This is a genomic window from Thermostichus sp. MS-CIW-34, from assembly GCF_054060435.1.
The window spans coordinates 20,884-32,634 of record NZ_JBSSDE010000009.1 but is presented as its reverse complement, the minus strand read 5'-3'; the positions used below and the strand labels follow the sequence as shown (position 1 = coordinate 32,634).

General features: G+C 53.2%; 12 protein-coding genes and 1 tRNA gene. 12 read left to right on the top strand and 1 reads right to left on the bottom strand.

Annotation, left to right across the window (positions count from 1 at the left end; all coding sequences use genetic code 11):
* Positions 1-198 precede the first annotated feature (198 nt).
* The 12 genes from ACVWYY_RS04770 to ACVWYY_RS04715 all read left to right on the top strand — a co-directional run bounded on the left by ACVWYY_RS04770 (position 199) and on the right by ACVWYY_RS04715 (position 10,683).
* The gene (locus ACVWYY_RS04770; protein ID WP_457439720.1) at positions 199-1,353 is read left to right on the top strand and encodes an RNA-guided endonuclease InsQ/TnpB family protein; all 1,155 of its coding nucleotides are present in this window, start codon (positions 199-201) and stop codon (positions 1,351-1,353) included.
* A gap of 267 nt (positions 1,354-1,620) precedes the next feature.
* A complete protein-coding gene (locus ACVWYY_RS04765) occupies positions 1,621-2,622 on the top strand; it encodes a zinc-dependent alcohol dehydrogenase family protein (RefSeq protein ID WP_457439718.1) in 1,002 nt (333 codons plus the stop codon).
* A 33-nt stretch (positions 2,623-2,655) separates the two neighbouring features.
* Entirely contained in the window at positions 2,656-3,225 is a 570-nt protein-coding gene (locus tag ACVWYY_RS04760; RefSeq protein ID WP_414332236.1) for a hypothetical protein, read from the top strand.
* A 75-nt stretch (positions 3,226-3,300) separates the two neighbouring features.
* Positions 3,301-4,896, top strand: a complete 1,596-nt coding sequence (locus ACVWYY_RS04755; RefSeq protein ID WP_457439772.1) for a bifunctional aminoglycoside phosphotransferase/ATP-binding protein — start codon at positions 3,301-3,303, stop codon at positions 4,894-4,896.
* A 318-nt stretch (positions 4,897-5,214) separates the two neighbouring features.
* Positions 5,215-5,868: a Crp/Fnr family transcriptional regulator gene (locus ACVWYY_RS04750; RefSeq protein ID WP_414332238.1), complete on the top strand. Its 654-nt coding sequence runs from the start codon at positions 5,215-5,217 to the stop codon at positions 5,866-5,868.
* A gap of 59 nt (positions 5,869-5,927) precedes the next feature.
* Positions 5,928-6,000: transfer RNA gene (locus ACVWYY_RS04745), tRNA-Phe, on the top strand.
* A gap of 204 nt (positions 6,001-6,204) precedes the next feature.
* A complete protein-coding gene (locus tag ACVWYY_RS04740; protein ID WP_457439716.1) occupies positions 6,205-8,739 on the top strand; it encodes a dynamin family protein in 2,535 nt (844 codons plus the stop codon).
* Between the two features lie 47 nt (positions 8,740-8,786).
* Positions 8,787-9,197 (top strand): KGK domain-containing protein, encoded by a 411-nt coding sequence (locus ACVWYY_RS04735; protein ID WP_011430011.1) that lies wholly within the window; start codon positions 8,787-8,789, stop codon positions 9,195-9,197.
* The gene (locus tag ACVWYY_RS04730) at positions 9,172-9,600 is read left to right on the top strand and encodes a KGK domain-containing protein (RefSeq protein ID WP_041436828.1); all 429 of its coding nucleotides are present in this window, start codon (positions 9,172-9,174) and stop codon (positions 9,598-9,600) included. Before ACVWYY_RS04735 ends, ACVWYY_RS04730 begins: the two co-directional genes overlap by 26 nt.
* Positions 9,601-9,627: 27 nt before the next feature.
* A complete protein-coding gene (locus ACVWYY_RS04725) occupies positions 9,628-9,993 on the top strand; it encodes a KGK domain-containing protein (RefSeq protein ID WP_414388738.1) in 366 nt (121 codons plus the stop codon).
* A gap of 10 nt (positions 9,994-10,003) precedes the next feature.
* Entirely contained in the window at positions 10,004-10,426 is a 423-nt protein-coding gene (locus tag ACVWYY_RS04720) for a KGK domain-containing protein (protein WP_457439713.1), read from the top strand.
* A 2-nt stretch (positions 10,427-10,428) separates the two neighbouring features.
* Positions 10,429-10,683 carry an HNH endonuclease gene (locus tag ACVWYY_RS04715; RefSeq protein ID WP_011430012.1) on the top strand — a complete coding sequence of 85 codons (255 nt, stop codon included), beginning with the start codon at positions 10,429-10,431 and terminating at the stop codon, positions 10,681-10,683.
* A gap of 65 nt (positions 10,684-10,748) precedes the next feature.
* Here the strand turns inward: ACVWYY_RS04715 and ygfZ are convergent, their stop codons facing one another.
* Positions 10,749-11,741: a CAF17-like 4Fe-4S cluster assembly/insertion protein YgfZ gene (gene ygfZ, locus ACVWYY_RS04710; protein ID WP_457439711.1), complete on the bottom strand. Its 993-nt coding sequence runs from the start codon at positions 11,739-11,741 to the stop codon at positions 10,749-10,751.
* Positions 11,742-11,751: the final 10 nt, after the last annotated feature.

Sequence of the window (11,751 nt, the reverse complement as noted above, 5' to 3'; positions counted from 1 at the left end):
AGCTTCAGGACTACGTCCCGCTGACGCGAAAAGGACGGGATGCCCCACCGCCCTGTAGAGTAGTGCGTAGTGACTAGTCACTAGTCACCAAATTTTCGGGCTGGAGGCCCGCACCATAGCCGCAGGCTTGGTGTCGGGAGGAAAGTCCTCCTCTATATAGGTTTGCTGGTCAAAGTCTGGATGAGCTACGATAGGCCCATGAGCCAGACTATATCGGTACGTTGCAAGCTGATAGTCCCTGTAGAGTTGCGTCAAGAGATTGACCGCACCTTGCAGAGATTTGCTGACGCTTGTAACCAGATCTTGGATACCGCCAAGCGCGAGAAGTGCTGGAATACCGCCAAACTGCACCACTTGGTCTATCGACCGGTAAGAGCGGCTACGGGGCTGAAGGCTAATCACGTCTGTCAAGCGCTCCGCCGTGTGATTAGCAACGCCAAAGCGGTGAAGCAAGTCCACAAGTTTCGCCCCACCAGCCTGACCTTGGATGCGCGTACTTTTAGGTACCGAGAGTCTGAACAGACTGTTGGTGTGACCCTGATAAGCGGGCGAGTCTGGCTCAAGCTCAAGATCGGTGGCTACCAGATAGCGCTTCTGCGAGGCCAGAAGCCAACAAGCGCAACCCTGTCTAAGACCAAGCAAGGGGACTACTACATCAACATTGCTGTTGAGCTGGATACTCCCCCGACTGGCAAGACTCCAAGGGTGATCGGAGTTGACTTGGGCAGGCGAGATATCGCCACCGCTAGCAACGGACGCTCTTGGAGTGGAGAACACATCCAGGCCGTCCGTGACCGGTTCAGCCGTGTACGCGCCAAGGTTCAATCCAAACGCACTCGCAGTTCTAGGAGGCTGCTGAGAAGGCTCTCTGGGAGAGAACGACGCTACCAGACATGGCTGAACCACAACATCAGCAAAACCTTGGTCAGGGATGCCCAGGCTATTGGTGCGGCACTGGCTTTTGAAGACTTGACAGGCATTCGAGATCGACTGAATCAGAAGCCTCGGAGCAAGACTGAGCGGCGCAGGACTAACAACTGGGCGTTCTACCAGCTCAGGATGTTTGTAGCCTACAAGGCTGCCATTGCTGGAGTGCCTGTGGTGCTGGTGCCGCCTGCCTACACCAGCCAGATCTGCCACAAATGCCTGCACATCCACCCTGAGCGGGGTAAGTCCTACCGCAATGGCAAGTCGTTCAAGTGTGGACATTGTGGGTTGGAAGGGGATGCTGACCATAACGCTGCTCAAGTAATCTCTCTCCTTGGGGCGACTGTAAACTCGCCTGAAATTCCGAAACTTAGCTGTCCTCTGGGGCCGCTAGGGATTGGGATAAAGCCCGCACCCTGCGCATAGCGCGGGTGTCGGGTAGTTTACTAGCCTTTTTATTGCTTCATGGAGTGGGGTGACGGCTTCGGTTTTGCGTGGGTATGTTGACCCTGCGCATACAGCGCGGGGCTTCCCGGCGGTTTAGCTAAAATAGGCTAGAGAGCAGCTGCAAGACTCCGCAGGGTTGCAAAGCAACACCCCAATGGGGAGATGCCCATCTTCTCATCACCAGAACAAACTCTACCCTGCATCCTTTGAGCGGGCCAACCCAACTGAAGCTGACAACTTGAGCGCATGAAAGCCGTAGTCATGAGTGTGCCCGGCGGGCCAGAGGTTCTGCAGCTCCGAGAAGTACCTGAGCCCCAAATTCGCGGCGAGCGGGAGCTGCGCATCCGTCTGAGGGCAGCCGGCGTCAACCCCATCGACACCAAACTGCGGCAACGGGGCACCTTCTATCCAGAGGAGATGCCCGCCATTTTGGGGTGTGACGGTGCCGGCGTTGTGGAAGCCGTGGGATCCGGAGTTAGGCACTTTACAGTGGGAGACGAGGTGTACTTCTGCCACGGGGGTCTGGGCAGGCAGGCGGGGAATTACGCCGAGCTGATCGTGGTGGACGAGCGTTTTGTGGCTCCCAAGCCCAGAACTCTGAGCTTTGCGGAGGCTGCTGCTGCCCCGCTAGTGCTGATCACCGCCTGGGAAGCGCTTTACGACCGGGGGCGTCTCCAGGCCAGCCAAAGTGTGCTCATCCACGGGGGAGCGGGTGGAGTTGGCCATGTGGCCATTCAACTGGCCCGTCTACGGGGATCCAAAGTGGCCACCACCGTGAGCACCCCGGAAAAGGCGGAGTTTGTCCGTTCCCTAGGCGCCGGCTTGCCCATCTTCTACCGGCAGACAGACTTTGTGCGCGCCGTTTTGGACTGGACAGGGGGAGAGGGGGTGGATCTTGCCCTAGATACCTTGGGCGGCAAGCTATTGGAGCAGACCTTCCCCGCAGTGCGCGTGTACGGAGATATCGTCACCCTGCTGGCCCCGGCCCCAGAGATCGACTGGCGGGTGGCTCGCGACCGCAACTTGCGGGTGGGATTTGAGCTGATGCTCACCCCGATGCTGAAAAGCCTGACCAACGCCCAACAAAATCAGGCGGAAATCCTCAGGCAATGTGCCCGCCTCATCGACCAAGGCCAACTGCGGATCCAGCTCAGCCACACCTTTCCTCTGGCCGAAGCGGCTGCCGCCCACCGGTTGCTGGAGCAGGGATCCGTTCTGGGCAAAATTGCCTTAACCATCCCCGAGTAGGCATGCTGGAGAAAGCCCGTTGAGGATCTGCCCATGGTTGCTCCTCTCACCCCCCACCTGCTGGAGAACGAGAGCTTCTACGAAAATGCCCTCTGCTGGCTAGGGCGACCCCAGACGGCCTATCGACTGTTGAGCGAAGCAGTTTTTCCTGCCATCTCCTCTTGGGTACGGGGGGAGGTAGATAGCCACTCTTTTAACCACTGGCAACTGGAGGATGTGCGCACCTTTCTGTATCCGGTGGTGGCTCTGGGGGATCAAGAAACCCTTGTTCTCTCCAGTGAAGCCCTGCTCCTCTGCGGCATCGGCAACTATTACAACCCCTGTGACTTGGCCATTGTGGTGTTTGTGCAGCAGCCCCAAGAGCTGTTCAGCCAACTGATGCAGCGCATTCGCCGGGCCGAAGCCACTATCAGCCGCGGGCCAGACGTGCGCATGCTCTCGGAACAGGTAAACCTGGCCAAGCGCGGACAAGACTACATCAACACCAAATATCTGGTCTGGCCCTACGCTCTTTCCGGTGCTGCTCAAGATACGCTAATTCAGCAGGGGATCAGCCTCATCCGTCTTTCCCCCCAAGAAGCCGCCTTGCCCTTTAAGGAATAGGTGGAGGACAATCTGCTCTGTCGGCGGAAGATAGGGATCCCCGTCCAAGCCCTTTTTCCATCTCTATCGTTTTTCATGGTCGATACCCACCTGCCCCCCTTGATCCAAGCGATGCTGGATCCCGCCTTCTACCCTCATCCGGTACAGGATCCCATTCGGCTTATTCAAACCCACATTTCCTATATTCTGCTGACAGGCGACTATGCCTATAAAGTGAAAAAGCCTTTGGACTTTGGCTTTTTGAACTTCACCACCCTGGAGAGGCGGCGCCACTTTTGCCAAGAAGAGCTGCGCATGAACCAGCGCGGTGCTCCCGGCCTTTATCTGCAAGTGTTGCCCATTGTCCAGACCGATGGCCGATTTCAGTTCAACAGCAGCGGCGAGCCCATAGAATACGCTCTGCAAATGCGGCAATTTCCCCAAGAGCAACTGTTCAGCAACCTGTTTGAGCGGGGAGAGCTAACGCCGTCCTTGATGGAGGAGCTGGGGCGGGTGGTGGCGACGTTTCATGCCCAAACCGAGACCAACGACTACATCCGCAGCTTTGGCCGGCCAGAACGGGTGCGAGAAGCCTTTGACGAGAATTACGCCCAAACCCAGCGCTACGTCGGCGGCCCACAAACAGCTCAGCAATATCGAGAAACCCAAGCCTACACCGATCGCTTTTTTGCTGAGCGGCAGGAGCTGTTTCAACAAAGAATAGAACAAAACCGCATTCGTGAATGCCACGGAGACCTGCACCTAGGCAACATCTGTTTTTGGGAAGGGAAGATCCTGCTTTTTGATTGCATCGAGTTTAATGAAGCCTTCCGCTTTGTGGATGTCATGTACGACATATCCTATGGGGTGATGGATTTGGATGCCCGCCATCGCCCCGATCTGGGAAACGCCTATTTGAACACCTACCTGGAAGAAACCGGAGATTGGGAAGGGTTGAAGATCTTGCCTATTTACCTCAATCGGCAGGCCTACGTGCGGGCCAAGGTCACCTCTTTTTTGCTGGAGGATCCCACGGCAACAGAGGAAGCCAAGGCCACAGCCTTTAGCACCGCCGCCCGCTATTACCGTCTTGCCTGGGAATACACCCTCCCCAAGCGGGGGCAGTTGTTCCTGATGTCGGGATTGTCGGGATCCGGCAAAAGCACGGTAGCCCGCCACTTGGCCCGTCAGCGGGGAGCCATTCACATTCGCTCCGATGCGGTGCGCAAGCATTTGGCCGGGATCCCTCTGCGGCAACGGGGGGGGCCGGAGGTTTATACCCCGGAGATGACCGATAAAACCTACCGCCGCTTGGTGCAGTTGGGAGTAGAGCTGGCCCAGGAAGGCTACACCGTGATTCTGGACGCCAAGTTTGACCGGCAAGCCCTGCGGGGGATGGCCATTGATCAGGCCCAACGCCAAGGGATCCCACTGCGCATCCTCCACTGCTACGCCCCTGAACCTGTTTTGCGGGAGCGCCTGCAACGCCGCAGCCCAGCTCCTCAACCCCTCTTGGCCCCAGCTGGTTCCAGCGATGGAGATCAGCAGCACTCTGCCGACATTGCCGATGCCACCGCCGAGATGCTCTCCCAACAGCAGGCCCACTGGCAGGATTTTTCCGAGTCGGAACGGCCTTTTTTAAAGGTTTTGGATACCAGCCAAGATTGGCCATCTCAACTTCAGCAGGTCTAGATCTCGACTCAAACTGCACAAACTCGAGAAAATTGCTATCAGCAAGATGGATTTTGCCGTTTCTGGGCTAGAGGATGGCAGCAGCTTTTGTTGTGCAGGGATCCCTTTCCAAAGTAGAGGTCAAAATTGGGTCTAAAGCTCTGTCCTATTGGTACGCAGTTCGCCTCGGCGGGCCATAGACCTGAGAGAGACGGTAGGCTGAGGGGCATGTTGACGTGTCTGTGCAGGCCCACCCTTTTCCCATCCCACTCAACCAGAACCAACCCCGTGCAGGAGGATCCAACAGTGAGCGATGTAACTCCAGATGACCTACGCCTGATGCTCCTGTTCGAGGGCTTTCCTCCTGAGAGGCTAGAGCCTCTGGCCGGGCAAATGTCGTTGCGCTCCCACCCGGTCAACCAGGCCATCTTGTTACAAAATGACTGGGGTAACGCCGTTTATTTCATCCTGGAAGGGTGGGTCAAGATTCGCACCCATGATCTCGAAGGCCGGGAGATCACCCTCACCATTCTTGGTCCAGGAGAAATCTTCGGGGAGATGGCTGCTTTGGATGAAGCACCTCGCTCTACCGACGTTGTAGCTCTAACCGCCACCAAAGTCGGTTGTCTGTCGGCCCAACACTTTCTGGCTTTTTTGGCTTCTGATCCTCAGGCCGGCATCCGCCTTGCTCAGCTCATGTCGCGCCGCTTACGGCAGATCAACCGTCGTCTGCAGTTGCGCGAGGCCAGTAGTACGGCCCGTGTTGCCGATATCCTGCTGTTTTTGGCCGAATCCCGTGGCCGGGTTAGCCGAAGTGGCGTAGAGATCCCCAACTTGCCCCATCGGGAGCTGAGCAGCCTAAGTGGCCTAGCCCGGGAAACGGTCACTCGCGTCCTGTCCAAGCTGGAGCAAGAGGAGCTGATCCGCCGGGATCGCAACCGAGATGTTCTCTGCATCCCCCAGATGGAGGCTTTGGAGAAATTGATTGGCTAAATTGGGGGCGCCACCAGTTGTCAAAACCCCCCTCGACATCGTAAGATAGTAAGCCCAAAGCCGGGATAGCTCAGTTGGTAGAGCAGAGGACTGAAAATCCTCGTGTCACCAGTTCAAGTCTGGTTCCTGGCATCTGGTATGAGTATGCTGAGGCGGGCTTGGGTCAACGACCTAAGCCTTTTTGCTATGTCGGTCTGGGGAGTTCTGCTCTTCTCTCTTCACGTGTATGCACATATAGCCACACAGCTCCGGGACTGAAGAAAATTGTTGTAGGAATCCTCACCTCAAGCATAGGCAAGTTATAATCCCGGCAGCCTCTGTGGAGATCGCTCTCTTATGTCTGTAAAGCTCCTGCCTCAGTGTGAGAACTTGAAAGAGCAGGTTGAAGCTATCCTGCAACTCTGGCATCAGGATTCCACTTTTTCAGGCAAGCAAGATACCACTCGGATTCAAGCTTCCCTCAGCAAAGCTATTTCTCCAACCTTCGAGATTGTCTTTGCCGGTGCTTTCAGTGCCGGCAAGTCTATGCTAATCAATGCCCTCTTAGAAAGAGAGCTTCTCTACAGCGCCGAAGGGCACGCCACAGGGACAGAGTGCTACATCGCCTACGCAGAGCCAAATGCGGAGAGGGTAGTGCTCACTTTTCTTAGCGAGCAGGAAGTGCAAGAACAGATGACCGCCTTCTGCGCTTTCCTAAACTTGGCTCCGTCACTCAGCAGGCTGGAAGACACTGCACTGAATCCCCTGAAGGAGCGTGCTGAGGCTATTATTCAGCAGGAGGGAGGCAAAAGCAAGTCAGAGCGGGCGAAGCAGGCGGATGCACTTCGCTTGTTGATTACAGGTTTCCAGCAGAACCGGGACAAAATTCACCCTACCGAGAACAAAGTTTTCTCAATGGAGCAGCTCAACTTCGGCAACCTAAGAGAAGCTGCGGGTTTTGCCCGGCGCGGCGCCAATAGCGCAGTTTTGCGAAAGGTGGAATACTATTGCCACCACCCCTTGCTGGAAGATGGAAACGTTATTGTCGATACTCCTGGGATCGATGCTCCAGTCAAAGCAGATGCAGAGCGCACCTATCGAAAAATTGCCGATCCGGATACGTCCGCAGTTGTTTGCGTTCTCAAGTGTGCTGCAACAGGCGAACTAACCAAGGAAGAGACAGAACTTATTGAACACATTCAAGGTAATGACAGCATCAGGGATCGGGTCTTCTATGTGTTTAACCGGATTGATGAGACTTGGTACAACGCACAACTAAAGCATAGACTAGAAAACATTATCGACCAGCAGTTTCGTCAACTCCGCGTATTTAAGACAAGCGGCCTTCTCGGCTTCTATGGTTCCCAGATCAAGACAACTACCCCTGAGGATCGATTTGGACTGGATACAATCTTTTCAGAAAGCATCAAAGAATTGGGTGGTGAGGAAGAAACGCCCCAGTTTGTCAGCGAGTTTAACAAGTACTGCACGTCAGGTAGGTTGGTTGGATCCCCGTTCCGCCCTTCTGTACATGGGTACGACACACCCATAAATAACTACGTTCGGATTCTGAGGGAGTGGGGAAAACCTTTGATTGAGTATATGATTAAAGATAGCGGTATTGAAGACTTTCGGGCTGGGATCACTCGTTATTTAACGGAAGAAAAGCGGCCACAGCTATTTTCCGCGCTGGCCGATGATTTGCAACCTCTCTGCATCGAGATGAGGAAGTCCTATCTAGATCTCTACCGAGACATTGATAGCCAGCCCAAAGAGATTGACAGCATGATTTCCTATGAGCTGACGCTGATCAATCAGCAGCTAGCCAGTATTGGCCGAGAGTTTGACGAGCATATCCAGACAGTAGTCAATAAAGTTATTAACGGAGAAAACAAAGAATTTGAGAACGATTTCCGTAAATTGCAGGCTAGGATGGTACGGAGGCTAGATGAGCTTTTGGATACTTTTTCGTTGGACAATGTTTACAGTCAAGCCGTTCGCATTCGTCCCCGCAACTCCACAGCTCCATTCTTAGCTGTATTGGTCGAAGCCTTTTATTATTTGTCCAACCATCTAGAGGACATCCTGGTAGAATCAGCCAGCACGCTTGTAGAGAACTTCTTTCGTCGCCTTGTTGATGAAGTTCGCAGCTCGAGCTACTACAGGCAGTTGTTTCGCCTACTGGGATCCGATGGGGACTTGGAGAAAAAGCTTCTTTTGGTTAAGGAGGTAACTTTGAGTTCTCTTGTCAATGGTGCCCGAAAAGAGTGCGACCGCTACCTCAGAGAAAGTCCCCGCTTCTATGAGGAAGGAACATTCTCGATCTACCAGTTTCGAGAAGTCCTAAAACAAACCAGCCAATCATACGACATCTCTGCCATTCAAGACGCAGAGCCTGGAATCCGACAATTACTCAAGCTTGACTTCGAGCCGAAAATTAACCAGACAGTGCGTTCTAGCTTCCGACAAGAGACCAACAATACTCTGAAAACTCAGCTATTGCCGGTTGCCAAGCAAGTAGCCGATGAGATTTTGCAAAAGTACCCAGAAGCAAAGCAGTTCATGGAAGCAACTCTCAGAAAAGAGGCTGAAGAGAAAATTGCGCTTAACCAACAGCGGTTGAAAGAACTGGAGGCAAGCATAGACAAGTACAACCAAGCTGTTTCTGGGATCAACCTCTGCCTGCAGGCTTTGGGCCTCAATCGCGAGATGCTGCCCTTGATTACTCGTCCTGAGCCTTCCTCTGTTGGTGAGTCAGTTCAGATTTTGGCAAGTCTTCCTGAACAGCAAGTAGGTGACAGCAATGCAAGCGAAGCAGTCGCTCTTGGTCGTTCTACACCCATAGACGAGAGTTTTCCAGAGTTGGATAGCATTCTCGATGATTTGAGATAGAGCGGCTTGTCTTTGTTTTTGGCCTTTCACTTGATCCAGATAAAGTCATGGGATCCAAATCGATACCTCTACAGCAGCACCCAGAAGGGATCCTCTCTGTAAGGGAGAAAACTTTCAAGGTTGCCAACTTGGTCAAAGCAGCCCAAGAGGACTTGACCAAGAAAGAAGAGCTGCATCGCTTGTTCATTGCGGCCTTGAGATCCTCAGGGATCCTGCCGCCGGAAGACTTGCTCAACATTGCCAGTAGCCTTCTTGCTCCCAAGCCAGAAGAAAAATTGTTGCAAGAAGCGAAGTGGTTTGGGCAGGGACTTGCTTGTCAGCTCTTGGTGCCAGGCAAGAAGGATTGGGAAAAAGGCAGAGTCAGATTGCGGATCATTGTAGAGTTTGAGCCAGAGGATACAGGCTCAGAGAGCAGCAGTGGATCCCCTCTGGATGACCTTCGCGAAAGTGAGAGCTAGCCTAAGCCAGAGAGACATAGAGGGGGTTGGGCAAGTGTCAAGTAATGATCAATCTCAGGAGTGCTTTGTTGAGCTAGATATTTTCCAAAATACTGTCATTGATATAGGAGGACGCCTAATCTACTCGCAAGAGTTTGCTCAGGTGTACTCAGAGATTGTTTATGAGAGTATCAGATCCTACTTATCCAGCAAACTTAGCGAAAAGGGAGTCTCGATTCTATGGAGCAACTTGAACGGAATAACTAACGTGAAAGGAATTCCTGCTAAACTCTTACGTCCTGGCTCACCGTGGATTGCTGGTAGAGTTAGGATGAGACTAGTGGTTGAGTTTGAGCCAGAAGAAACGGGATCAGGGAGCAGTAGATCGCCTTTGGATGACATTCGGGGAGATGTCAGTCAGTAAAGTCTGTTAGCAATAGGAGACAATGCCGTGGTCGATCCGATAGTTTTTAGGTCAGATGATAGGGAAACTGTCGTTGGAATTGGTGATCAAGTCTACCTTCCAAGTAGATTGCATAGTGCAATTATTAATTACCTTCTTTCAGATACTTTACGGACAAACGGTTACCTTAAATCAAGAAAGGTTTATGCGGACATTAAAATGCTCGTGGATGGAATAGAATCTAGAGTCTTACAGCCCAGAAAGTCGTGGATCTCTGGCAAGATATCAGTCAAAGTTTATCTCGAGTTTGTTCCTGATGACCCATATAGAGATTCTGGAGATAGCGCTCCCAGAAAACTAGAGGATTCTATACTGGATGATTTACGGGCTGTTCAAGTTGTCTCTATGTCTTGAGGTCGATAAGATGACAAAAACATCCATTAATCTTAGCCAACTGCGAGACGGAGTTATCACTTTTATCAACGAGAACAATAAGCAGGAAGTCTACATGATTTCCAAGCTTTGCGATTCTATCAATTCTTATTTCCTGAGGTTTGACCAAATGGGAAGAGGACTAGACAGTTACTTGAGTTCGTTTGAGATACAGATACAAACAGGTATTCCCTATGAAGATCAGGTTCATTTTTTCCATAAAGGAGTTCCATGCTCGATTCTTTCTCCTAAAACTAACGGTTGGCAGACCGGTAGAGTAAAAGTAAGAGTAGAAGTTACGATTGACTTTTATCCTGACAATCCTGAATTTCTGATAAAAGAACCCGACCAAGAGATATTAGAACCTCTAGATGAAAAGTCTCCACTGGACGATCTTCGCAGTATGGATGAATAACGATGAAAGAAAGAAAATCCGGCGAAAGGATTCTAATTCCAGCAGCCGTGCGGGAGTATGTTTTCCAAAGAGACGGCTTCCGTTGTCGCGGTTGCGGAAAGTCGCCCCCAGAGGTTCAGCTTCAGATCGATCACATCATCCCCATTGCCCAAGGGGGCAGTAACGATATCAGCAATCTGCAAACGTTGTGCAAAACCTGTAACCGACGCAAAAAGGATCGACGGGATCCCCGCTTTCGCCGCCACTTTGACTGGTGAGTTGCGGTGTTTCGCCTAAGCTTCTCCCTCTAGAAAAGAGAGGAGAGAGGTCTGCAAAAACAACCTCAGACAATAGGCGGAAAGCTCAAAAACGGCATTCGAGTCAGGACTCCCGGCACCGAGCCGACTTCTACTTGTAGACCTTCGGCGGGCTCAAACTTGGTGCGCACGTATCCCAATCCCAGGTACCCTTGCGAAGTCAAGCCCGCGCTGGTCAGTAAACCAATCTTTTCCCCCTGCCGCAAAATCTCTGTGCCGGGCTGAGCCTCTCCTTGAAGGCGGATCCCCCACAGGGTTTGCCGAATGCGCCGGTAGGTTACCTGCTTGGCCAAGACTTCCTGGCCAACGTAGCAACCTTTGTCAAGGGAAATAGCCTGCCACAGGCCGGCTTCTAGGGGGTTGTAGTCTGAGGTCAGCTCTCGGTCGGCGGCGGGGCGACCCGCTTCTAGGCGGAGGACTTCCCACAGCTCAGGTGGGGCCAGCTTGGCTCCGGCTTGGAGCAAGCATTCTTCAAGAGCTGCTTTCTGGTCAATGGCGCCCCAGAGGGTAAACCCCGGCTGGGCAAGACCCGTGCCACAAGCCAGATGGACAGGGATCCCCTGGATCTCCACGGGGCGGTGCTCATGAGGCCCGGTCGGGATCTCTTCTGAGCTCACCACTTTCTCCAGGAGAGCCTGACTCTGGGATCCGAGCAATCCAAAACCAAAGGTCTGATCTGTCTCATCTTTCAACTGTGCTCCCCGCACCAAAGGCAGCATGCGCCCCAAACTCTGCATCAGCAGGCTGCGCCGCTGGGGTGAAGTCCAGATCCAGCAGTCTTCTTCTCCCACGTACACCGTTGCCAAATCCAGGATGCCGGCGGTGGGGGTCACGAAAACCGTGTCGGCCCCCTGCCCTGGCTGGAGGGCCTTCAGATTTTGGGTGCTTTGGTTGTGCAGATAGTCCAAGCCTGGGGATCCCTTCATGCGCAAACGGCCCCACCCGGAGCGGTCTAGAAGCAGGGATCCCGTCTGTGCAACGGGTTGGCCCTCTGTGGGAACAGCAGAAAGAAGAGACATCGCTCACCCC

Excerpts from the sequence above, each read along its gene's own strand:
- ACVWYY_RS04770 (WP_457439720.1), top strand. The coding sequence starts at position 199 with ATGAGCCAGACTATATCGGTACGTTGCAAGCTGATAGTCCCTGTAGAG.
- ACVWYY_RS04765 (WP_457439718.1), top strand. The coding sequence starts at position 1,621 with ATGAAAGCCGTAGTCATGAGTGTGCCCGGCGGGCCAGAGGTTCTGCAG.
- ACVWYY_RS04760 (WP_414332236.1), top strand. The coding sequence starts at position 2,656 with ATGGTTGCTCCTCTCACCCCCCACCTGCTGGAGAACGAGAGCTTCTAC.
- ACVWYY_RS04755 (WP_457439772.1), top strand. The coding sequence starts at position 3,301 with ATGGTCGATACCCACCTGCCCCCCTTGATCCAAGCGATGCTGGATCCC.
- ACVWYY_RS04750 (WP_414332238.1), top strand. The coding sequence starts at position 5,215 with ATGCTCCTGTTCGAGGGCTTTCCTCCTGAGAGGCTAGAGCCTCTGGCC.
- ACVWYY_RS04740 (WP_457439716.1), top strand. The coding sequence starts at position 6,205 with ATGTCTGTAAAGCTCCTGCCTCAGTGTGAGAACTTGAAAGAGCAGGTT.
- ACVWYY_RS04735 (WP_011430011.1), top strand. The coding sequence starts at position 8,787 with ATGGGATCCAAATCGATACCTCTACAGCAGCACCCAGAAGGGATCCTC.
- ACVWYY_RS04730 (WP_041436828.1), top strand. The coding sequence starts at position 9,172 with ATGACCTTCGCGAAAGTGAGAGCTAGCCTAAGCCAGAGAGACATAGAG.
- ACVWYY_RS04720 (WP_457439713.1), top strand. The coding sequence starts at position 10,004 with ATGACAAAAACATCCATTAATCTTAGCCAACTGCGAGACGGAGTTATC.
- ACVWYY_RS04715 (WP_011430012.1), top strand. The coding sequence starts at position 10,429 with ATGAAAGAAAGAAAATCCGGCGAAAGGATTCTAATTCCAGCAGCCGTG.
- ygfZ (WP_457439711.1), bottom strand. The coding sequence starts at position 11,741 with ATGTCTCTTCTTTCTGCTGTTCCCACAGAGGGCCAACCCGTTGCACAG.